Origin of the sequence: Nitrosomonas sp., assembly GCF_040256045.1 — a bacterium.
Taxonomy (GTDB): Bacteria; Pseudomonadota; Gammaproteobacteria; order Burkholderiales; family Nitrosomonadaceae; genus Nitrosomonas.
Window position 1 is genome coordinate 1 of the sequence record NZ_JBDZWD010000018.1, and the last position, 22,557, is coordinate 22,557.

Annotated in this window: 21 protein-coding genes; 17 read left to right on the top strand and 4 right to left on the bottom strand. The window is 50.1% G+C overall.

What is annotated here, in order from left to right; genetic code table 11:
- The first annotated feature begins 106 nt into the window (after window positions 1–106).
- The gene (locus ABUL11_RS05025) at window positions 107–532 is read left to right on the top strand and encodes a pilin (protein ID WP_350282770.1); all 426 of its coding nucleotides are present in this window, start codon (window positions 107–109) and stop codon (window positions 530–532) included.
- Between the two features lie 142 nt (window positions 533–674).
- Complete coding sequence (locus ABUL11_RS05030; RefSeq protein ID WP_350282771.1) at window positions 675–2,210, top strand: O-antigen ligase family protein; 1,536 nt, start codon at window positions 675–677, stop codon at window positions 2,208–2,210.
- 259 nt (window positions 2,211–2,469) lie between these two features.
- On the opposite strand, the gene ABUL11_RS05035 is transcribed toward ABUL11_RS05030, so the two are convergent.
- A complete protein-coding gene (locus ABUL11_RS05035) occupies window positions 2,470–2,961 on the bottom strand; it encodes an FG-GAP repeat domain-containing protein (RefSeq protein WP_350282772.1) in 492 nt (163 codons plus the stop codon).
- A 221-nt stretch (window positions 2,962–3,182) separates the two neighbouring features.
- Here ABUL11_RS05035 and ABUL11_RS05040 point away from each other — a divergent pair, with 221 nt between their 5' ends.
- On the top strand, window positions 3,183–3,431 hold the full coding sequence (locus ABUL11_RS05040) for an Rpn family recombination-promoting nuclease/putative transposase (protein ID WP_350282773.1): 249 nt from the start codon (window positions 3,183–3,185) through the stop codon (window positions 3,429–3,431).
- Window positions 3,392–4,210 carry an Rpn family recombination-promoting nuclease/putative transposase gene (locus tag ABUL11_RS05045; protein WP_350282774.1) on the top strand — a complete coding sequence of 273 codons (819 nt, stop codon included), beginning with the start codon at window positions 3,392–3,394 and terminating at the stop codon, window positions 4,208–4,210. The genes ABUL11_RS05040 and ABUL11_RS05045 overlap by 40 nt, the downstream gene beginning before the upstream one ends.
- Before the next feature lie 127 nt (window positions 4,211–4,337).
- On the opposite strand, the gene ABUL11_RS05050 is transcribed toward ABUL11_RS05045, so the two are convergent.
- Window positions 4,338–4,808 carry a methyltransferase family protein gene (locus ABUL11_RS05050; protein ID WP_350282775.1) on the bottom strand — a complete coding sequence of 157 codons (471 nt, stop codon included), beginning with the start codon at window positions 4,806–4,808 and terminating at the stop codon, window positions 4,338–4,340.
- Window positions 4,809–5,121: 313 nt separating this feature from the next.
- Between ABUL11_RS05050 and ABUL11_RS05055 the strand changes: the two genes are divergently transcribed.
- From ABUL11_RS05055 to ABUL11_RS05075, 5 genes are all read left to right on the top strand, one after another.
- Window positions 5,122–5,397, top strand: coding sequence for a hydroxylamine oxidoreductase (locus ABUL11_RS05055; protein ID WP_350282776.1), 276 nt, complete (start codon window positions 5,122–5,124; stop codon window positions 5,395–5,397).
- A gap of 363 nt (window positions 5,398–5,760) precedes the next feature.
- A complete protein-coding gene (locus ABUL11_RS05060) occupies window positions 5,761–8,040 on the top strand; it encodes a CHASE2 domain-containing protein (RefSeq protein ID WP_350282777.1) in 2,280 nt (759 codons plus the stop codon).
- Between the two features lie 177 nt (window positions 8,041–8,217).
- Window positions 8,218–11,679 (top strand): FecR domain-containing protein, encoded by a 3,462-nt coding sequence (locus tag ABUL11_RS05065; protein ID WP_350282778.1) that lies wholly within the window; start codon window positions 8,218–8,220, stop codon window positions 11,677–11,679.
- 13 nt (window positions 11,680–11,692) lie between these two features.
- Window positions 11,693–12,118 carry a hypothetical protein gene (locus ABUL11_RS05070; protein WP_350282779.1) on the top strand — a complete coding sequence of 142 codons (426 nt, stop codon included), beginning with the start codon at window positions 11,693–11,695 and terminating at the stop codon, window positions 12,116–12,118.
- A gap of 78 nt (window positions 12,119–12,196) precedes the next feature.
- Window positions 12,197–12,937 carry a Crp/Fnr family transcriptional regulator gene (locus tag ABUL11_RS05075; protein ID WP_350282780.1) on the top strand — a complete coding sequence of 247 codons (741 nt, stop codon included), beginning with the start codon at window positions 12,197–12,199 and terminating at the stop codon, window positions 12,935–12,937.
- Between the two features lie 23 nt (window positions 12,938–12,960).
- Here ABUL11_RS05075 and gshB read toward each other — a convergent pair whose 3' ends face one another.
- The gene (gshB, locus tag ABUL11_RS05080) at window positions 12,961–13,923 is read right to left on the bottom strand and encodes a glutathione synthase (protein WP_350282781.1); all 963 of its coding nucleotides are present in this window, start codon (window positions 13,921–13,923) and stop codon (window positions 12,961–12,963) included.
- A complete protein-coding gene (gene gshA / locus ABUL11_RS05085; protein ID WP_350282782.1) occupies window positions 13,923–15,224 on the bottom strand; it encodes a glutamate--cysteine ligase in 1,302 nt (433 codons plus the stop codon). Before gshA ends, gshB begins: the two co-directional genes overlap by 1 nt.
- Before the next feature lie 190 nt (window positions 15,225–15,414).
- Between gshA and rplU the strand changes: the two genes are divergently transcribed.
- The 8 genes from rplU (at window position 15,415) to hflX (ending at window position 22,553) form a co-directional block, all read left to right on the top strand.
- Complete coding sequence (gene rplU / locus ABUL11_RS05090) at window positions 15,415–15,726, top strand: 50S ribosomal protein L21 (RefSeq protein ID WP_350282783.1); 312 nt, start codon at window positions 15,415–15,417, stop codon at window positions 15,724–15,726.
- Between the two features lie 12 nt (window positions 15,727–15,738).
- Complete coding sequence (gene rpmA, locus ABUL11_RS05095) at window positions 15,739–15,996, top strand: 50S ribosomal protein L27 (RefSeq protein ID WP_350282784.1); 258 nt, start codon at window positions 15,739–15,741, stop codon at window positions 15,994–15,996.
- Between the two features lie 133 nt (window positions 15,997–16,129).
- On the top strand, window positions 16,130–17,161 hold the full coding sequence (gene cgtA, locus ABUL11_RS05100; RefSeq protein WP_350282785.1) for an Obg family GTPase CgtA: 1,032 nt from the start codon (window positions 16,130–16,132) through the stop codon (window positions 17,159–17,161).
- A 5-nt stretch (window positions 17,162–17,166) separates the two neighbouring features.
- Complete coding sequence (proB, locus tag ABUL11_RS05105) at window positions 17,167–18,288, top strand: glutamate 5-kinase (RefSeq protein ID WP_350282786.1); 1,122 nt, start codon at window positions 17,167–17,169, stop codon at window positions 18,286–18,288.
- Between the two features lie 29 nt (window positions 18,289–18,317).
- The gene (locus ABUL11_RS05110) at window positions 18,318–19,343 is read left to right on the top strand and encodes a YheT family hydrolase (protein ID WP_350282787.1); all 1,026 of its coding nucleotides are present in this window, start codon (window positions 18,318–18,320) and stop codon (window positions 19,341–19,343) included.
- A gap of 82 nt (window positions 19,344–19,425) precedes the next feature.
- Window positions 19,426–20,784: a phosphate regulon sensor histidine kinase PhoR gene (phoR, locus tag ABUL11_RS05115; RefSeq protein WP_350282788.1), complete on the top strand. Its 1,359-nt coding sequence runs from the start codon at window positions 19,426–19,428 to the stop codon at window positions 20,782–20,784.
- Window positions 20,785–21,118: 334 nt separating this feature from the next.
- The gene (gene hfq / locus ABUL11_RS05120; protein WP_350282789.1) at window positions 21,119–21,373 is read left to right on the top strand and encodes an RNA chaperone Hfq; all 255 of its coding nucleotides are present in this window, start codon (window positions 21,119–21,121) and stop codon (window positions 21,371–21,373) included.
- Window positions 21,363–22,553 carry a GTPase HflX gene (hflX, locus tag ABUL11_RS05125; RefSeq protein WP_350282790.1) on the top strand — a complete coding sequence of 397 codons (1,191 nt, stop codon included), beginning with the start codon at window positions 21,363–21,365 and terminating at the stop codon, window positions 22,551–22,553. The genes hfq and hflX overlap by 11 nt, the downstream gene beginning before the upstream one ends.
- The last annotated feature ends 4 nt before the right edge of the window (window positions 22,554–22,557 follow it).

Below are 22,557 nucleotides of genomic sequence, written 5' to 3' on the forward strand. Positions count from 1 at the left end.
TTTAAAATTTCCTAAAGCCGGAATGGCAGCAGTCGTTATACTCCCCAGCAGCATTCATAAAGCGTAAAGAATTTTGTTTTATTTTCAACTTGATGGAGTACTAATTATGCAATATGCACAAAAAGGTTTTACTTTGATCGAATTGATGATCGTGGTCGCGATCATCGGTATTTTGGCGGCCGTGGCGATTCCGGCTTATCAGGATTACACAGTGAAATCTCAAGCAACTTCTGCGTTAGCGGAAATTACTCCTGGAAAAGCTGGTTTTGAACAGGCAGTTAATGAAGGTGTGCCTCCTTCTGTAGCTCCAGCAGATGCAGGTTATATTGGTATTAATGCTTCCAATAGCTTCTGCAATGTAGCATTAACAGGTACGACTGAAATCGTTTGCACAACAAAAGGCGGTAATGTAGGCAAATTCAATGATAAAACGATTACTTTGGCACGCAGTGCTGATGGCGTTTGGTCTTGTAATACTACCTTAGAGGCCAAGTATGCACCAGGTAAGTGCGGTGCTAACACTGGCTCCTAATTAAATCTTCTAATTCGATTCCACGAAAACCCTGCTTCGGCAGGGTTTTCTGTTTCTGGAGATGTGTAGATGACGATTTTTTCTGATCGGTAGGCTAAAAACATTACTTCTCTGCTTATTTTCTATAATGGGGTTATTCATCATGGACAAAGCTATCGTTGCGGATCGATCCGATCCTTTGCTTCACTCGTTGCCGTACGTAATCGTGCCGGAGCATGGGAATAATATTGGCTGGTCACAGCGCATTGCAAATCTGCTGATGAGCGCTGCACTTATATTGGTATCAACCTTGCCGCTGGTGGCTTGGTGGGCGGATGCGCATTGGCATGATCAGCAGCGTATCGGGCAGGTATCGATGCTGGCGCTTGTTGTGGTTATCGCAATGCTGGCTTTCGTTGGCGGATTACGTTCACCGTTATTGTTGAGCAGCACGAATCGCTGGCTGATCGTGCTGGTGATAGTTGCTGCCGGGGTTTCCGCATATCTTGCACACCAACCACTCTGGGCGTTTACCGAGCTGGCACTCGGTGTGGCCAGCCTGGGATTGGCCTGGCTGGTGGCTTCCATACGACGCTTATATGACGTACAAAATACTGATGGTCGTATCATTGATCGCGTACTGTTGGCAACGTTGTTCTTTATCTGCGCTGGGCTGGTGGTGCGCTTTGTCATATCTTATCTGGCCGCAATGATGGATGGAGAAGGTGTACTGGATGCGTGGCTGCTGGTAGATGGCTTCTCTAATCCCCGCTTCTTTGGTCAGTTTCTCACGCTGGCATTGCCGTTACTGGCGGTTCCGTTACTGATTGAGGGGAATTTGCGTCGCTATGCACTGGTGGCGGGTGTGTTGATCGTGCTGGTATGGACAGCAGCAATCGTATCAGGGACGCGCGGCACCTGGCTCGGCCTGGCGTGTGCGGCTATGGTACTTGCTTGTATCGGGCCGATCGGGCGGCGCTGGGCTGTGCTACACGTTGCAGCCGCTTGTGCTGGTGTGATATTGACCTGGATCATGATGGCGATAATTCCCGCCACATTGGATATGTCGGTAGCTCACCACGCTGCTTCCAAACTTACTACCTCGCTTTCATTGCGCGATATCATCTGGACCCAGGCAATTAAAGAGGCATTGAGTCATCCGTTACTGGGGATTGGCCCGATGCAGCTTGCAGATCTCCCGAACGGCGTAGCGGCTCACCCTCACCAGGCCTGGTTACAGTGGGCAGCCGAACTGGGCCTGCCTTCGGCCTTATTAGTAACCTGGCTGGTTGTGCATGGAATAGGAAAGCTGGTAGTAGTGTTGCGTGCCCGTATGCTGTCGATGCAGGAACAGGATGTGATTCGCTTGTGTCTCGCTGCTTCAATCATTGCCGCATTGACTCAGGCGATGGTGGATGGCGTGCTGGTGATGCCTTATTCACAATTGTGGCTGGCACTGCTCGCAGGCTGGCTGATTGGCATGCAGCCACAGGTTGCATCATCTGATGCTATTGCGTTTGCGTCGCGCCGTATTTTCTTCGCCTGGCTGGCTATCCTGATCTCTGCAGTGGCGCTACTGAGTTTTGTTGTTGTGCGTGATTATCCGAACCTTGGCCAACGGGAGGAAATGTACGCTAAAACCTTCGGTGGCCATCTCCAGCCACGATTCTGGGCGCAGGGAGTGATTGCTGATCAGTAAATATGTGAGAATGCATAAAAATTGGTAGAAGCATCAACTGTACAACAGTACCAATGGGAAACGATAGATTCCAGTGGTCTGTCAGGATATTGATCGATAATGATTAATGGTAACTGGCGGATGATTTGTGGCAGGCTGAGTAGTGCAACTGTGCAAAAGTGGTTGTTCGCCCTATAAAGCGAGAACAGGTTTGATATTTCAGAAGCAGGTACGACATGCCGCTGATTCTGGCACCGGTATGTCGTTGTTATCGCCTAGTTTACTTCTTACCGGAAAACTGGCCGGTGACGTCGGCCAGTGCTTTGCCTTGCCATTGATAAACAGCAGTTTTTTTGACTGTTGGGCAGCAGCGCGGATCGTTTGGACCAGGCCAAACAGCGTGGATATGAATCAGATTGTTTTTGACTTCGATCGATTCCACCATTCCCAGCGCCTCCGTTGTTCCGGCAGCTACCTGATAACCCCGGCCGGCATCAGTAAATACCGTTACATCACTAAAAGCATAAGTGCCGCCATAGCGGGTTGACCACAAAATGATTTCCACGCGGCCATCACCGTTCAAGTCAGCAGTGACGACTTGGCTCTCTTCCACCGATTCACGGTTAAGAGCAGCCTCCTGATTGGCTTTACTGATATAAGCCCGCACTGTTTTTTCCACTTGTGCCGGATTCGGATCAGCCGCCGATAATGACTGAATTGCAACCAGTAATATTCCACCCGCCATTGCACATCGATAAATTATCTGCCACATGATCGATCTCCTCATTTTGTAATTTTTTACCAGCGTGCCATAGCGGAGCAAATAGCTGCAACCATACAACCTTCCTCATGATGATTTGAACAGTGTACGCCGAAGCAAGCTAGAACAGTGTTGATAAAAATACTGGATTGCTGCGTTGGCTTGCAGTCTCTTCGCCAGACGAGATAAGTGTGGTTTGACTCACGAAAACGCCACGATGTTACACTTATTCGATGGACCATGATCACGGTTACAAACTGCTGTTTTCCCACGCTGAAATGGTGGCTGACCTGCTGCGTGGTTTCGTTAGGGAGGAGTGGGTGCACGAGCTGGATTACTCCACACTGGAAAAAATCAATGGCAGCTACATCAGCGATGATTTGAGAGAACGGCAGGATGACATCATCTGGCGTTTGCGCCGGGGGAAAGGAGAGGCAGGAGAATGGCTGTCTATCTCCTGCTCGAATTCCAGTCTACTGTAGACTGGTTCATGGCAGTACGAATCATGACCTATGTCGGTTTGCTATATCAAGACCTTATCCGAAGCGAATCCATCAGAACGGGTGAACGACTGCCGCCAGTGCTGCCGGTGGTTCTGTACAATGGAGACACCCGCTGGCACGCACCGGTGAATATAGAAGAACTGATTTTCCCGGTACCTGGCGGGCTGGATCGCTACCGGCCGCAACTCAACTACCTGCTACTGGATGAAGGCAGCTACAGTGATCACGAACTGGCTACTCTGCGTAACCTGACGGCGGCATTGTTCCGACTGGAAAACAGCCGCACCCCGCAGGATGTCGAACAGGTACTGCAAGCCCTGATTGCCTGGCTGCAATCTCCCGAACAAAGCGGATTGCGACGGTCATTCACCGTCTGGTTGAAACGGGTGTTCCTGCCGGGCAGAATGCCGGAGACCAGCTTTAGTGAAATTCATGATTTACAGGAGGTACAAAGCATGCTTTCAGAACGTGTCAGGGAATGGACCAAAGACTGGAAACAGCAGGGAATAGAAGAAGGTAAACAGATAGGCATCGAGGAAGGCAAGCAAATAGGAATCCAGGAAGGACGACAAGAAGGACGACAAGAAGGACGACAAGAAGGAGAGTCGGAATTTCTGTTGTATTTACTGGAACAGCGTTTTGGCCCGATGAACGATGCTGTACGCGAGCGGATTAGATCGGCGGATACGCAAACATTGTTGGTTTGGGGAAAACGAATCCTGACTGCTCAGACGATTGAAGCTGTGTTTGGAGATTGATCGCAGTTCGAATAAAAATCCCAGATCACTGGTCTGCAGTTTTGCGAGGATGAAAGGGAAGCATCGTTGCGTGCCGAGTGAATGCAGGAATGATGAAGAGCCGCGTGGGTTTGTTACGTACGGGTTTTCAGAGCCAGCGTCTTACTCTGGCCTTGTAGTTCCGGTAGGATTCTCCGAATCTGGCTTCGAGGTGGGCTTCTTCATGGCGGATGACACCATAGCGCAGCATTGCCCAGATCAGCGGCGCAAAGAACAGCGGCCACCAGGTCGACAGCAGCATCGCGGTGCCGATGAAAATCAGCCAGTCCCCGAGATAAATCGGATTTCGGCTGTAGCGGAACGGCCCGGTGGTGCATAGGCTGGAGGCTGCTTTGTAGGGGTTGACGGTAGTTCGGTGGCGCCAAAGCGTAATAGCTGTCCATGCCAGCAGTGCCAGTCCCATGATTACCCCCAACCAGCCGAGCGGCTGTGTTGCTGCATCCCAGTCCCAGAGGAGTGGCTGGATGTTGCGGTCGATCCACCAGCCGGCGAACAAGGCAGCAGCATAGGGGGCAGGTGGAAGAATCAAAGTGCGCGGGCGGTGCAGGTTGTGATCCATGATGTTCTGTACATTCTCCGTAACGAAGCAGCATACTGGATATGAGGAAATATTTGAAACGGAAGGTGGTGGTAAAAACGGAAAATCGCTTGTTTTTTTAGATGCAAAGATAATGAATTACTTGATAGAATGTAGCCGGTTTATATTAACCAAGGTCGGCGGGAGGGTTAAGGTGCCGACTGGTAATCTGTACTGCTGATCAGGCTGGTTTTTAGAGTAAGAGGCCGGGAAACCGCTTAGCGGGCAGGTTACAGGGGCCTGAAAGATTGTCAGGTAATGGATTTTGTTTTGGGAAATTTGAAGAGGAGTGCAAATGAACAAGGTGATCGTCGCAGCTTTTGTTTCTGTTTTTGTACTGGGTTCCACAGCAACATTTGCCAGTGGGAATCTGGAGTCTTCTTTGGTGCCGATCAGTGCCAAAGATATGCTGAGTTATTTGGCCTGCAAAGATAAAAAGCCAACCGATGTTGTAAAAAGCCATACTGAAGTCGAAGATGGAAAAATCGTCAGAGTTAAATGTGGCGATGTCGTAGCACTTGTTGAGAAGGCAAGAGAAGAATCGGGTGACGCCTGGCAGGGTGGTTATTAATCCTGGTTTTTCCGTTGAAAAGGCCTGTTCAGCAGGCCTTTTCTTTTTGGGATTGCAGTATTTTCATTAGCTGCCCTGGTACGGGAGACCCTGGTAAATTCCTGATTTCATCCGATTAAATGCGGGCGCTTCACTGAGTTCAATAGCAGGAGAAATGATTTTTTGATGTAGCTGATTACCACGTTGGCCTGTAGCCTTCTCGCAAAGAGGGTGTTTTTGTATTACGGACTGCGCATTCCACTGTCATCAGCGCGAGGCTGCAGCCTCCGATTTCCAACCTCAAAGCAAGTCATAATCAGCCTGATCACCTGCCGGATGACTGTTATATTCCTACTTCGCAAGCCAATGGATAATCCGGGTTAAATGAAACTGTGGCGCTGGCGGTTTGTTTTTGCCATTTTTATTGGCCTGCTGGGGGCCGCTGTATATCTATCGCCACAGGGTAAGGCTATCGAGGAACAATTTGGTCTTTACTGGCTGTTTCATCTGCGAGGAGAAAGAACTGCTCCCGCTGATATCGTCGTCGTTGCTGTCGATCAGGCTTCCGCCACTCGTCTGGAGCTGCCACTCAAACCTTCTCTCTGGTCACGTACACTGCATGCCCGTCTGGTCGACAGACTGGTGAAGGCGGGAGCAAGAGTGGTAGCGTTCGATCTGGTGTTCGACAGGCCTGGCAGCGATGTCGGGCACGATGAGCAGTTTGCTGCGGCACTTAAACATGCGGGTAACGTGGTTCTGGTGGAAAGGCTGGATTTTGAGGAAACTCGGTTTCCGGCGGGAGTAGCTTCAGATGAATTGCATACCCGTATTCTGCAGGAATATACCGGAGAGATTCTGCCGATTATTGCGGCTGCTGCACGTGCTCATGCGCCTTTTCCCCTGCAAAAATCCACTCGGGTGAGTTATTACTGGACATTCAGACCCGGTGGCAGTGATATGCCCACATTGCCGTCGCTCTTGCTGCAGTTATCCTCTGCTGAAGTATACGAGCACTTTCTTGATCTGCTTGCCGGTACTGATCCGGCTTTGGTCCGGCAGCTGCCTGCGAATGTGAATGAAGCCGATATCGAGGATCTGGCTCTCGATTTACGCAATATATTCATACGAGAACCTTCTTTGGCAGAGAAGCTGCTGCAAAGATTGGTTGAAGGGATCAATCTTGATACAGCGCAGCAACGTGTCATTCATGCACTGATTGATCTTTATGGTGGCAGTGAAATGCGTTATCTGAATTTCTACGGCCCGCCACGTACGATCAGAACCATTCCTTATCATTTGCTGCTGGAGGAGGGCGAGAGCCACCCGGAAACAGCCGGTGAATTGGATCTGACAGGAAAAACGGTTTTTGTCGGCTTTTCAGCGGAAACTATCTCGGAGCAGGATAAGGTCAGAGATGATTACCAGACCGTTTTTTCTCTGCCGGATGGGCTGACGCTCAGCGGGGTGGAAATTGCTGCCACTGCCTTTGCCAATCTGCTGGAAGGTGAATCGATCCGTCCGGCAGCCTCGCTAAATGGTGCCTTCATCCTGCTGCTGTGGGGAATGGGTATCTGCCTGCTCTGTTTTACCGTTCCTGCAGGAAATATTATGGTGCATGCACTGGGAATGGCATTGATGGGAAGCCTGTCGTTTTGTGTTTATGGCAGTGTGAGTGTATGGCTGTTCGAGCAATGGCAGCTGTGGATTCCTCTAGCCATTCCGTTGATGGTGCAGTTACCGGCAGGTGTGATCGGAATCGTTACTCTGCTGTATTTCGAGGCTGACCGGGAACGCAGGCGGATTGAGGTACTGTTTGGCGGACATCGGCCGGAGCCCGTGGTACGGGATATGGTTCGCGGTGCGAATCCGATTCATACCGATGGGCAACTGGTCTATGGAGCCTGTCTGGCGACGGATGCGGAAAAATATACTACGCTTGCTGAAACTATGGATCCCCGCCAGCTTGCTGCTCTCATGCATGAATATTATGGATGTTTGTTTGAGCCGGTTGAGCGCTATCAGGGCAAAGTATCCGATGTGATCGGCGATGCCATGCTGGCTATCTGGGCGGCTGGTTCTGCTGATGCACTGTTGCGCGAACGGGCCTGCCTAGCCTGCCTGGACATCATCAGTGCAGTAGAACATTTCAATCAGGGCGGACGTGGTCATCCGCCCCTTCCAACCCGGTTGGGATTACATTCTGGCGAAATGGTACTGGGCAACATTGGTGCGCGACAACATTATGAGTATCGTGCAGTAGGTGATATCGTCAATACGGCCAACCGTATTCAGGGGGCCAATAAGTATCTGGGTACCCGGTTGCTGGTATCGGAAGAAGTGGTGAATGGGCTGAATGATCTGCTGTTGCGCCCGCTTGGGCGGTTTTTGCTGCCGGGAAAGTCACAATCAGTCAATTTGTTTGAACTCATCGCTCGCCAGAGTAGCAGCAGTGCGGTGCAGAGACAGTTATGTGCGGCGTATGAACAGGCCCTGCACATCTGTCAAACCGGTGATCGGGCTGGCGCATTGCATCAATTTACAATGATCCATGAACACTTTCCCGAAGATGGACCTACCCGATTCATGCTCACCTATTGCCGCGAATCCCGGTTTCTTTCTGTCCGGGAGCCGGATGAGCTGATCATATCCATACAATCGAAATGATATCAGGATACAGGCGGGGTGTATCCGGTCGGCCGATTTTCCATATCAACTGTGTCAAAAACCACGTCGATACAGCATCTTGTCGGTTAAGCTATGGCGGCGTTATGTGGATGTACTGAAATCATGATCCGGCAATTTGTTATGATTGCCTGTCTTCAACGGTGAAATGATGAGTTTATGGAAAATGTGCAATGTACCGAGTGGGTGCCTGCAACGCTGAAACTGCTCGACAGAGTTCTGCCGGGATTATGCTTTTTCATGATGGTTGGTACTGTTCCTGTTGTCCTTGCCGAAGAGTCATGCAATACGCCGGTGGCACGGATGGTTTCGCTGCAGGGTGTGGTGGAATATTACCGGTCAGAAGACTCGGGCTGGTACCCGGCTGATTCTGACAGCACCTTCTGTGTCGGCGATAGGGTGAGAGTACGTGCCAACAGTCGTGCAGCACTTCGGCTCAGTAACGAAAGCATGCTCCGGCTGGATCAGAGGACGGCAATTACGATCGAAGGGCCCGATACTGAGCAGAATACCCTGCTGGATCTGATGAACGGGGTAATGCATATCATTACGCGTACCCCCAAACCTTTCAAAATCAGAACACCTGTAGTCAATGCTAGTGTCGATGGAACCGAGTTTCTGGTGGACGCGAGCGGCGAAGACGACCCATCTCCCAAGGTGACGATCGCTGTCTATGAAGGCCGGGTCAACGCCGGTAATGGCCAGGATGACCTGATTCTGACAAACCAGGAGACGGCGGTTTTCCAGGAAAATCAGCCTGCCCGGAAAGCGGCTATGGTGCATCCGCTCGATGCAGTGCAATGGGCACTGCATTATCCGGTACTGATTAATTTGCACTCCAGAACCGATCGTGAAAGTCAGCAGTCACCCGCTGTACGTCGTGCAATAGAGCAGTATCGGCGGGGCAGGTTGATAGAAGCACTGGCTGAACTGGATCATCTGCCAGTTGAAGAACTGACAGCGGATATCCTGATTCTTCGTTCCGAACTGTTGCTGACAGCCGGTCGGGTAGAAGAAGCTTTATCGGATCTGCAGCAAGCGGAGCAGCTTGAACCGGGTAGCAGTGATGCATTGGCGTTGCGTGCAACGATATTCGTGGCGAAGAATCGTAAGCAGGAAGCATTGGAACTGGCTGAGCAGGCCGTTAAAAGTAATCCGGCCTCATCTGCAGCAAAACTGGCACTTTCCTATGCGCAGCAGGCGCATTTTCAGATTGAATCGGCCTTAACCAGTGCGGAGGAAGCTGTCCGGCTTGATTCGATGAATGCCCTGACCTGGGCGCGTCTGTCGGAGTTGCAGATGGCTGCTGGAAAATCTGATTATGCATTGCCGTCAGCTGAGCGGGCAGTCAGACTCGATCCGAATCTGAGCAGGACACAAACCGTTCTGGGTTTTGCCTATCTGCTGCAGATCGATACTCGCTGGGCGCGAGCTGCCTTTGCCCGGGCGATCATGCTCGATCAGGCTGATCCTATGCCCCGCCTAGGGATGGGAATTGCCTGGATACGTGAGAATAAACTCGAAGTTGGTCGTATCGATATCGAAACGGCAGCGAGCCTGGATCCGGCTAATTCACTGATCCGCAGCTATCTCGGGAAAGCCTATTTCGAAGAAAAGCGTTATCCGCTGGCCACTACCCAGTTTGATCTGGCCAAAGTGCGTGACCCGAATGATCCCACCCCCTGGTTGTACGACGCTATCCAGAAACAGACCCAGAACCGGCCGGTGGAAGCGTTGCGCGATGTCCAGAAATCAATCGAGCTGAACGATAATCGTGCGGTGTACCGTTCACAACTGCTGCTGGATCAGGATCAGGCAGCACGCGGCTCCAGTCTGGCACGGATTTACGATAACCTCGGGTTTGAACAGCGCGCCCTGATGGAAACCGCCAAGTCGTTGAGCTTCGATCCGGCCAGTCATTCCGCACACCGGTTTCTATCCGATGCTTATGCCCATATCCCGCGACATGAAATTGCAAGGGTGAGTGAACTATTGCAGGCGCAACTGCTGCAGCCGGTCAACGTCAATCCGGTACAGCCACGGATGGCAGTGGCTGACCTCAATATCATCACCGGCACAGGTCCTTCCACACCAGGATTCAACGAATTTACACCGCTGATGGAGCGTAACAAGGCACAGTTGGTGGCATCAGGTGTGGTTGGCAATCATGGTACGCTGGGTGATGAAGTCGTGGTGTCCGGCGTATATGACCGGGCTTCGGTCAGTGTGGGGCAGTTTCATTATCAGACGGATGGATTCCGGCCTAACAATGACCAGACGCATAATATCTACAATGCTTTCATGCAGTATGCGGTTACACCGGATTTAAACGTTCAGGCGGAGTTGCGCCGGCGGGAAAAGAAGCACGGGGATTTGTTGATGGATTTTGATCCAAAGAAATTTTCCAGAACGGCGCGGCGGAATCTGGAAGAAGATACTGCACGCCTAGGGGCGATGTACCGGATTTCACCTCGGCAGAATTTCCTGCTTTCTTCGATTTATACGCATCGGGATACCGATATAGAAGATCTGGCTTTTGGTTTTCCACTTTTCGGGAATCAAAGCAGTCATGGTTATCAGGTCGAAGCACAGCATATTTTTCGCAAGGATCGGGTGAATATAATTACTGGTGGAGGAATTTACCGGACCAATCTGACGGATGATTTCAGAAAAAATACCGAACCGCTCATTTGTATGATGACGGGATGTGAGAAGTCCAAAGCGGATAGAGAACAGAATGTTGCGTATCTGTACTCGAATCTGAATATACTCAAGAATGCGACGGCTACACTAGGTTTCAGTTATCACACTTATTCAGATGATACAGGAGGAATCAACCGGAAAATCAGTGAAGTTGATCCTAAAATCGGGCTGCAGATGGATTTCCACAAAAACATCCGCTTGCGTATGGCCTGGTTTGAAGCGCTGAAGCGGGATTTAATCGGTCAGGCGACGATCGAACCGACGCAGATTGCCGGATTCAACCAGTTTTATGATGAAATCAGCGGAACGAAATCACGACATAAGGCAGTCGGACTGGATATTTATTTTACCAATGCCGTTTATGGTGGGGTGGAGGTATCCGAGCGTAACTTGGATGTACCAGTGGTCCCCGAATTTAGTGCCCCAGGTGGAGAGGACTATTATTGGGATAGGCAGAGAGAACAGTTGTTCCGGGGCTACGTTTATGGCACGCCTCGCCCGAACTGGGCTTTTGCAATCGAGCCCGAATATGAGAAATTCGATAGAAGGGAAAGGTATATTAATCAACCTGTGAATATTCATACGCTCAGAACACCGGTCAGTATAAGTTATTTTGATCAGAACGGGTTCTGGGCAAAGCTGACTGGGACCTATGTCATGCAGGATGTAAAATGGAGGCGGTTTGATGAAGATATACGGCTTGACTGGATTGAGAAGAAGGATTCCAATTTTTTTCTGCTGGACATGACTGCAGGATACAGACTGCCCAGGCGCAGAGGATTATTGAGTTTTGAAGTCAGAAACCTACTGAATAAACATTTCTACTACCGGAATCAATATCTCTATCTCTCAGAGCCTGCTTTGCCCAGGTACATACCGGAACGGACTTTTTTTGCGAGAGTGACCTTAAATTTTTAGTCAGAAGGAAATCATGGGAATGGGGAGTGAGGAAAGTACATTTGGAAAACTGCGGATCAGTATCTGGATAAACATCTTACTGACGATAGTAATCGTTACACTGCTTACATGTTTGTGGAAAGTACATAAAATAGGTATTCCCGCGAATATCCTGGTTTATGATCAAAGAGATATGGAAGTAAAAAATATGGAATCTTTAGTTAAACAAGAGCTTGATTCTGCAGAAACAGAAGGTGTACTTGTCATCAGCAGAAAAGATAATGGGCAACTGGATTCGACTTTATATAGTAAAAATTTTTCAAGTAATGTGACAAAAAATCACCTGAGTTTTAAGGAATTGCTATTGCAGATTGGAAGCGGCAGCGATAACGTCTACGCAGGCGGGGATATCTGTTACGTTTTTGTATATGAAGGAAAGGTTTTTAGGTATTGTCCTTAAGGTTGTAAGATTACTGCGAGCGGGATGGTGACATCAAGTTATTACGCTTCCCGGGAATCATTAAAGGAGGGAGTGATCATGAGTACTTGTGCCGGTAACTTTTATAATCAATCCAGAGAGGTAACGGGTACTCAACTGACGGTCATCAGGGAATTCAAAGATTTTTCCGCTACGGATCTGGCGATGATGGCGCAGCTTCTGCAAATGCAGCATTTTCTTGCCGGAGAAGAGATCGTTCGTTACCTCGACCATAGTGATAATGTATTTTTTGTGCTTGAAGGCGCTGTGCGGATTCATTATTTTGGTTATTCCGGCGATGAGGTGATTCTGTGCGATTTGTCGCAAGGGGAGTTTTTTGGTGAGCTGACGGCAATCGATGGCCAGCCGAGATCTGCTACTGTCGTTGCCCGATCCGATTCTTTGCTGGCGGTTATGTCAAACCAGGCATTCATACGATTGGTGCATGAGAGCCCGGTATTCTGCATGGCGATCATGCAACGTCTGGCGGGCCAAGTACGTCGCCTGACTGAACGGGTATTCGATTTCAGTACCCTGGCGGTGCGTAATCGTATCCATGCGGAACTGCTGAGACTTGCAAGAAACCATATGGATTCTCCGAATACAGCTGTAATCAGCCCCGTCCCAACACATGCCGAGCTGGCGTGTTTTGTCAGCACTCATCGGGAAGCTGTTACGCGTGAATTGAGCGAACTTGCCAGGAACCGGCTGATTCAGCGAACGGGCCATGAACTGCGTGTGCTCAATGTCGAGAGATTGAGAAAAATGGTTGATCTGGCGCGCGGCTCAGTTGGAGATTAGCTTTTTAGTATCGTACGGTCTTTTTACCGGGTTTTTCTGGCGATGTGCTCTTCCAGCGCATCGATCATCAGCCCTGCAACGTTCGTTTGAGTCTGATCAGAGATTTCCCGCATCCCGGTTGGGCTGGTGACATTTATTTCCGTCAGATGGTTGCCGATGACATCCAATCCTACCAGCATCAGGCCACGCGCATAGAGTATCTGTCCCAGTTCTTCGGCAATTTCCCTGTCACGGACTGATAGCGGTTGTGCCACACCGGTGCCACCAGCTGCCAGGTTACCACGCGTTTCTCCCAGTCTGGGGATGCGTGCAAGCGCATGATCGACCGGTTTTCCTGCAATCAGTAATATGCGTTTGTCACCTTCCCGGATTTCCGGCAGAAAGCGTTGTGCCATGATGGTACGTGTACCGTAGCGTGTCAGTGTCTCGATGATGACGCTAATGTTGTGATCGGTGTTCTGAATACGGAAAATACCGGCTCCTCCCATACCATCCAGTGGTTTCAGGATAATGTCCTCATGTTCGGCCAGAAACTTGAGAATCAGCTGCTCCTGGCTGGTTACCAATGAAGGAGGTGTGAATTGAGGAAATTCGGTAATCGCCAGTTTTTCGTTGTGATCACGAATTCCCCGCGGGCTGTTCACGACATAGGCGCCTTGGCGTTCAGCCAGTTCGAGCAGGTAGGTGCTGTAGATATATTCGGTATCGAAAGGAGGATCCTTGCGCATGAGCACGGCATCGAATCCGGACAGAGGGATTTCTTCAGTGGCGCCTTCCTCATACCAGCGATGATCGCCATCCGGCGGATCGATGAGTGTCAGTGATCGTGCGAAGCCGATGATCTGATGATCTTTCCACGCCAGATCGTTCTGTTGCAGGGTATACAGCTGATGGTGACGGAATGCAGCTTCACGCATCATGGCATAGCTCGAATCCTTGCCGATCTTGATACTGTCGAGCGGATCCAGGATGAAAGCCAGTTTCATCAGATTTCTGCCAGTACAGGCAGGGGTGTTTGCAAATACCGTTCCAGTTCGATGGCCGAAGCAAGGAGTGCGAGTCTGGCGATGACACCGTAGGTATAGAAACGATTGGGGGCGGCATCCGGTCGGGCAGTAGGATCTGTCTGCATACAGGTAGTGTCAAAGGCCAGTGGTACGAAATGCATGCCCGGTGCATTCAGGTTTTCATCGATTCCCCGGCCCGTATGTACCCGGTAGAATCCGCCCACTACGTGGCGGTCGATCATGTAGATAACGGGTTCGGCTACGGCCTGATGAATGCTTTCGAACGTATGTACTCCTTCCTGTACCAGCACGTTCTTGACAACGAGCCCTTCCTTGATAGTTGTCATTTTGTTGCGCTGCTTGCGATTGAGTTTGTAGAGCTCGGCGCCATCTTTGATACTCATGATACCCATGCCGTAAGTGCCTGAATCAGCCTTGCAGATGACGAACGGTTTTTCGCTGATCCCGTACTGGGCGTATTTTTCCCTGATCAGATGCAGAATTTCGTTTACACCGGCCGCAACACAATCCAGACCCTCTTTTTCATGAAAATCGACTTTTCCGCAAGAAGTGAAGTAGGGGTTGATGAGCCAGGAGTCGATATCGATCAGATCGGCAAAATCCTGTGCTACATTGTCGTATGCGCTGAAATGCCAGGATTTGCGGCGAGTGGCCCAGCCTGCATGAAGGGGTGGAATGATGATCTGTTCCAGATTTTGCAGAATTTCAGGTATCCCGCCCGATAGATCGTTATTCAGAAGGATGGCACAGGGGTCGAAATCCCGGGTAAAAAGTCTGTTTCCTTCACGCTGCACCGGTTCCAGCAACAGAGAATCGCCGTTGGGCAGCAGGACGGGTAGGGGTTGGTCAAGATCAGGCAGCAGCGAGCCGATACGAATGTTCATTCCTGCCTGCTGCATGATGGATTGCAGCATGGCGATGTTTTGCAGATAGAAGACATTGCGGGTGTGGTTCTCTGGAATCAGGAGAACATTGTGTGCATTCGGACAGATTTTTTCGACAGCGATCATCATCGCCTGAATACATAGCGGAATGAAAGCCGGGTTGAGGTTGTTGAATCCGCCGGGAAACAGATTGGTATCGACCGGTGCCAGTTTGAAACCGCTGTTGCGCAAATCTACCGAGCAGTAGAACGGCACGGTGTGATGCTGCCACTGTTTGCGGAACCAGTGTTCGATCGTCGGTTTGGCAGCCAGGATCCGTTTTTCCAGATCTAGGGTGGGTGCATTCAGTGTGTGGGTGAGGTGGGGTACCGGCATGAGATATACGTAACTTGGAAATAAACCGGCCAATTATAGCATTGACCGAGGTCAGCAGATTTTGTCCGCGGCAGGGTAGATTCGATCGAAGTCGAAGCAGATTTTTGACGGGTATGCCGTGTTACTTGAATTTATTACACAAAATCCGTGGATGTTATTATAATGCGCGGTTCTAGGACGGGAGACGGATATGTATGCAGTAATCAAGACGGGTGGTAAACAGTACCGGGTTGAAGTCGGGAACAAGTTAAAAGTGGAAACATTGCCTGCAGAAGTGGGAAGTGATATTCAACTGGACCAGATTCTGATGGTTGCAGATGGTGAAGCGGTTTCTGCCGGGGCACCATTACTCGATCAGGCAAGAGTCAGCGCGACTGTGATCAGTCACGGGCGGCATGACAAAATACGCATATTCAAAATGCGCCGCCGTAAGCATTATCGGAAACAACAGGGACACCGGCAGAATTATACCGAGATTCAGATTACCGGTATTTCTGCATAAGGAGATTGATTCATGGCACATAAGAAAGCGGGCGGTAGCTCCAGAAACGGGCGTGACTCCCATTCCAAGCGTCTGGGTGTAAAGCGTTATGGTGGCGAGGTCATCAGGGCGGGTGGAATCATCGTGCGTCAGCGTGGCACGCAGTTTCATCCGGGAGATAATGTTGGAATTGGGCGGGACCATACCCTGTTTGCAAAAGTGGATGGTAAGGTTGTTTTTGCCATCAAAGGGCGGCTGAACCGGAGAACAGTTGCAGTCATTCCCTCCTGATCACCCGATCAGCCGGATCGTGCAAGCTGGAGAAAAGCCCCATTTTCTGAATGGGGCTTTTTACTTTGATTATAGTTTTTTTGCTGGAATAAATTTCTCCGCCCGCAATTAAAATAATTGCTTCGGGGCATTCATGAAATTCATTGATGAGGTAAAAATACAGGTCTTTGCGGGAGATGGCGGCAATGGTGTTGCCAGCTTCCGCCGTGAAAAATTTATTCCCAGAGGTGGACCGGACGGGGGAGATGGAGGTCATGGCGGCAGTATTTATGCACTGGCCGATCACAATCTCAATACTTTGATCGATTACCGTTTTACACCGGTTTTCCGGGCAAAGCGGGGAGAAAACGGGCGCGGTTCCGATTGCTATGGCAAAGGAGCGGAAGACATCGTGCTGCGTATGCCGCCAGGTACGATCATAACCAACAACCTGACGGGTGAACTCGTAGCGGATCTCGAACATGACCAGCAGAAAGTGCTGCTGGCCAAAGGCGGCAGAGGCGGACTGGGTAATCTCCATTTCAAGTCCAGTACCAACCGCGCTCCCCGGCAATTTACCCATGGTGAAGCAGGAGAACAGTTCGAACTCAGACTCGAGCTCAGGGTACTGGCAGATGTCGGGTTGTTAGGGCTTCCCAATGCCGGTAAATCCACCCTGATTCGTGCTGTTTCCGCAGCGCGTCCGAAAGTAGCCGATTATCCGTTTACCACACTTTATCCCAATCTGGGGGTAGTGCGGGTTGATACCGGACGCAGTTTCGTAATGGCGGATATTCCCGGCCTGATTGAAGGTGCGGCAGAAGGTGCCGGCCTCGGCCACCGGTTTCTCAAACACCTCAGTCGTACCCGTCTGCTGCTGCATGTGGTCGATGTGGCTCCTTTTGATGAGAGCATTGATATCGTTCATTCGGCCAGAGCACTGGTGGATGAGCTGCGCAAATTTGATGAAACACTTTATCGTAAACCCCGTTGGCTGGTATTCAACAAGGTGGATATGTTGCCTGAAGATGAGCAGCAAGCTGTTTGCACACGTCTTCTGCAGACAATGGATTGGCAGGAGCGCTGGTTTGCCATTTCTGCACTGACCGGAAAAGGATGCCAGGCACTGACTTATGCCATTATGGAATATCTGCAACAGTTACGGCCTGATAGCGAAGAAATCTGATTTTTATGACGCAATCGATTCTGCAATCTGCTCGCCGGATAGTCGTAAAAGTTGGTAGCAGCCTGGTGACGAATGAAGGAAACGGTCTTGATCGCTGCGCACTTGGAGGCTGGGCCGGGCAGATTTCTCAACTCAGACAGATGGGCAAGGAGGTTGTACTGGTTTCATCGGGTGCCGTTGCCGAAGGCATGCAGCGTCTGGGATGGAAAATGCGTCCTGCTGCGCTTTATGAACTGCAGGCGGCTGCGGCAGTGGGGCAGATGGGTCTTGCTCAGGCATATGCTGGCTGTTTCAGTGAATACGAATTGCAGACGGCTCAGATCCTGCTGACGCACGATGATCTGTCTAGTCGTAAACGCTATCTGAATGCCCGCTCGACCATTCTTACGCTGCTGAATCTGGGTATCATTCCGATCATCAATGAAAACGATACCGTGGTTTCCGATGAAATCCGGTTTGGTGACAATGATAATCTGGCTGCACTGGTTGCCAATCTGATCGAAGCTGAAGTACTGGTGATCCTGACTGATCAGGAAGGTCTTTTTACAGGTGATCCCCGCAAAAATACCGATGCCAGACTGATTCCGGAAGTCAGTGTCAGTGATCCGGATATCGCAGTCATGGCCGGGGGGGCAGGCAGCAGCATCGGACGCGGTGGTATGCAAAGCAAGATAATGGCTGCCAGGCGTGCTGCTCGCAGTGGCGCTCATACGGTGATTGCTTCAGGCAGAGCAAAGGGTGTGCTGGTTCGTCTGGCAGGTGGAGAGGCTATCGGAACCATTCTGCTGGCGGATATGCCAGTGAAGTTGGCCCGTAAATTATGGCTGGCCGATCAACTCCAGGTACGAGGGAGTGTAGTATTGGATGATGGGGCCAGCAGGGCATTGCTGTCCGGAGGTAAAAGTCTGTTGCCCATCGGAGTGGTGGAGGTAAAGGGCGAATTTGAACGAGGTGAAGCCATATCCTGCCTCGATACCAGCGGTCGTGAAGTTGCCCGTGGTCTGATTAATTACAGTGCACGTGAATCACGCAAAATCATGCGTCGTCCTACCAGCCAGATCGAAGCTGCACTGGGCTATGTAGATGGATACGAACTTATTCACAGAGATAATCTTGTTATCTTGTAACAGCCGGCAAAGGTTGGACACTATCTGCAATGACTGAACCTTTTATTTTGTCTGATTCCGGATTGCTTGAATCTTATTGTGCTCCCAAATGGCTACGGGGTGGCAACGCACAAACCATTTTTCCTTATTTTATCAATCTGAGGCCGGTTATCGGTTACCGCCGCGAGCGCTGGGAAATGGATGATGGAGACTTTATCGATATCGACTGGCTGGATGGTGAGCCGGATAAACCGCTGGTTATCATGTTACATGGCTTGGAAGGCAGTTCGCGAAGTCATTACGCACTGAGCCTCATGAATTTCCTGCAGATACTACGCTGGCGCGGGGCTGTCGTTCATTTTCGTGGCTGTTCCGGAGCTCCCAACCGCTTGCCGCGTGCCTACCATGCCGGTGATTCGGTGGAAATAGATCGCATACTGCGTTACATAAGGCATCAGAACAGTCCATCCGAATGGAATCCCGCCTGTTATGTTGTAGGAGTTTCACTCGGAGGCAATGCATTACTGAAATGGTTGGGTGAGCAAGGTGCACAAGCAGTCGGGCGGGTTGCAGGGGTTGTCGCAGTCTCAGTTCCACTTGATCTGGCGGCCGCAGGCAATGTACTCGATTTGGGTTTCAACCGGGTTTACACCCGCCATTTTCTGGCCACCCTCAAACGCAAGGCACTGGAAAAAAACAAACAATTTCCCGGTCTGTTAAATGCAAAGGCTATTGCAGCCTGTAACTCATTGTATGAATTCGATAACCTGGTTACGGCACCGCTGCATGGCTTCCGGGATACGGATGATTACTGGCGCCAATCCAGCAGCAAGCCATGGCTTGGATCGGTTCAGGTACCGACATTGCTGATCAATGCGCGTAATGATCCTTTCCTGCCCGAGAGCGTGTTACCGCAAAAATATGAGATTTCTTCCTTCGTTTCACTGGAGTTTCCGCAGCAGGGGGGACATGTCGGTTTTATGCAGGGTGCTTTTCCGGGAAAACTGGATTGGTTGCCGCGACGTATTGTGGAGTTTTTCTCATCATTAGGTGGGCCGGGTGCTATTCCGGAATGAAGAATGAGCTCGGGAGATAGGTACCCTCCTAACTTGAGTGGAATGATCAGGGAAATTAATTTCACCATGGCCCCGTAACCACATGAATTCTTTTTGGCTGAGTTTTGCTCCCGTTTTATGGCTGACCATTATTGCCATACTGGCGGGTATGCTGTTCAATGCTGTAATCGTACTCAGCTTGTACAGTATCATCCTGTTAGGGATCGTTATTTACCATATCCATACATTGTATTGTCTGGAGCACTGGCTGCATCATTCGAATCTTTCCTATGCGACGGTACCTGACAGATCGGGCTTATGGGGTGTGGTGTTTGCCAGGCTGGCACGTTTCGTGCGGCGTCATAACAAGGAGCGCCTGGGACTGAATACTTCTCTGGAACGATTGCAACGTGCGACATCTGCGCTGCCGGAAGGTATTGTCATCCTGGGTGACAAAGATCAGATCGAATGGTGCAATTCAGCTGCCGAGCGGCATCTGGGTCTCAATCTCGAAATGGATGCCGGCCAGCACATTACCCGTATGGTGCGCCAGGTAGGGTTTGTGGCCTATCTTGATACGGGAGATTTCAGTAAACCCTTTTTACTCAATCAGTCACGCCTGCGTGATGTTCTGCTCTCCATCCAGATTGTGCCTTATGGCGACAGGGAAAAATTGCTGATCAGCCAGGATGTGACGCGTTTTGAGAAAATTGAAATCATGCGGCGTGATTTCGTTGCCAATGTCTCACATGAATTGCGTACGCCCTTGACGGTGATTGGCGGGTTCCTTGAAACACTGCTGGAAGAAAATAAGATATCCGGTGAAATGGAGAAAAATGCATTGCGGCTGATGTCCGATCAGGCTACCCGCATGCGTCGTCTGGTAGAAGATTTGCTGACATTGTCCAAGCTGGAGAGCGCCGGAAATGACCTGGCAGAAGAACGGGTGGATGTCGTCAAATTGCTGCAGGGGCTCTACCAGGAAGCTCAGTCATTGAGTGCAGGACGTCATGTCATTTCTCTTAATCTTACAAGCCATGCCATGTTGCTTGGCAGTGAAGATGAGCTGCGCAGTGCGTTTGAGAATCTGATCAGCAATGCCGTGCGGTATACCCCGGAGGGTGGGGCAATTTCTCTGAACTGGGCAATGGAAAATGGAAAAGGGCTGTTTTATGTTCAGGATAGTGGGATCGGCATCGAGCCCAGTCATATTCCCCGGCTGACAGAGCGTTTTTACCGGGTGGATCGCAGCCGCTCCCGCGAAACTGGGGGAACCGGCCTTGGTCTTGCCATAGTCAAGCATGTTCTGAACCGCCATCAGGCGAACATGGAAATCGCCAGTCAGCCCGGAGCGGGAAGTATTTTCAGGATATGGTTCCCCGGCAATCGCGTGATACACCCTGAAACCGTGCCGATGACCGGTTCTCCTCCCGAATGTATGAAACGAAGTTCTGTTGTCTGAGGGCTGTTTGTGCCGGTAAAGCAGAGCATTATTTCGTATTGCTGGCTACCATCTGATTTTTCTGTAATTGCTTTCTTCAGGCAAATCAGAAAATACTGTATCGCGTAAATGGCAAAGTACGCCGTGTTAGACTTATGGTTTTTCGCGACATATACTTTAGTAACGTCAAAATACCCGGGATGAACTTTTATGAATTTTTGGTTTCTTCTGTTGGTCTGATGATACAGTCAGATTCTTCGGATCATGACAAAAACACTGCCGGAAACAATCGGTTAACCCAAAAGGGTATTTATTCTTAATCAGATAACTAGAAATTCACCAGGGAGGATGAATAATGGGCGTCAAAGGGCAGTTACTGCAGGATCCTTTTCTGAATATCTTGCGCAAGGAGCATATTCCGGTTTCTATTTATCTGGTCAATGGGATCAAGTTACAAGGGCAGATTGATTCTTTTGACCAGTATGTAGTTTTGTTGAAAAATTCCATCACGCAGATGGTTTACAAACACGCCATCTCTACCATTGTCCCGGCCAAAGCCATTTCAATCCCAATATCTGCCGAAACCCAGACCGAGCAAGATGACTCATGATGTTGCTACGGGAACAGCGGCCAATGATAGCGCGATATTAGTAGACATCGATTTTGGGGAAGGAGACAAGGAAAGCCTGGAAGAACTGCGGGAACTTGCCCGCAGTGATCGGCTTTCCGTGGTTGCTATAGTTGAAGGGACGCGGAAACAACCTGATTCTGCTACCTTTATCGGCAAGGGTAAGGTGGAAGAAATCAGTCAGATTCTGGTGCAGACATCTGCTGCAATGGTGATATTCAACCATGAGCTGTCTCCGGTACAGCAAAGAAATCTCTCCATGGTGCTGGCTTGTCGCATCATAGATCGCACCAGCCTGATTCTGGATATTTTTGCGCAACGTGCCAAAAGTCATGAAGGTAAACTACAGGTTGAACTGGCTCAACTGGAGTACCTTTCAACACGATTGGTGAGGGGGTGGACGCATCTCGAGCGTCAGAAGGGCGGTATCGGCTTGCGCGGGCCGGGTGAAACACAATTGGAGACGGATCGTCGTTTGCTGGCGAAGCGTGTAAAGCTTTTGAAAGAGAAGCTGATTAATCTCAAACAGCAGCGTGAGGTACGACGACGTGCAAGGAAGCGCGCTGAGATACCGTCTGTTTCCATAGTAGGGTATACCAATGCCGGTAAATCGACTTTGTTCAATCGGCTGGTACGGACGGATACATATGCTGCCGACAAGTTGTTCGCTACACTGGATACTACTACCCGGCGGCTGACGCTTCCCGGACGCGGGACGATAGTAATTTCTGATACGGTCGGTTTTATCCGCGAATTACCGCATACACTTGTTGCGGCATTCCGCGCCACACTAGAAGAAACCATACAGGCCGATGTGCTTCTGCATGTGGTTGATGTTTCCAGTTCCAACCGTGATGTGCAGATCAGTGAGGTCAATAAATTATTGCGGGAAATTGGCGCGGATACGATACCGCAAATCCTGATTCTGAATAAAATCGACCTTCTTGAACAGTATCCGTCCGGGAATTACATGCGTGACGAGTATGGTAAAATCAAAAGCATTCATCTCAGTGCGAGGACAGGAGCGGGTTTTAGTTATCTGTATGACGCACTGGCAGAGGTGTTTGATCAGGATTTGAAGAGATTGGAGCAACATTCAGCAACACCTGAAAGCATGAACGACAATGTCCGTGCCACTTTTATAAATAATGAGAAGGACTAAATCA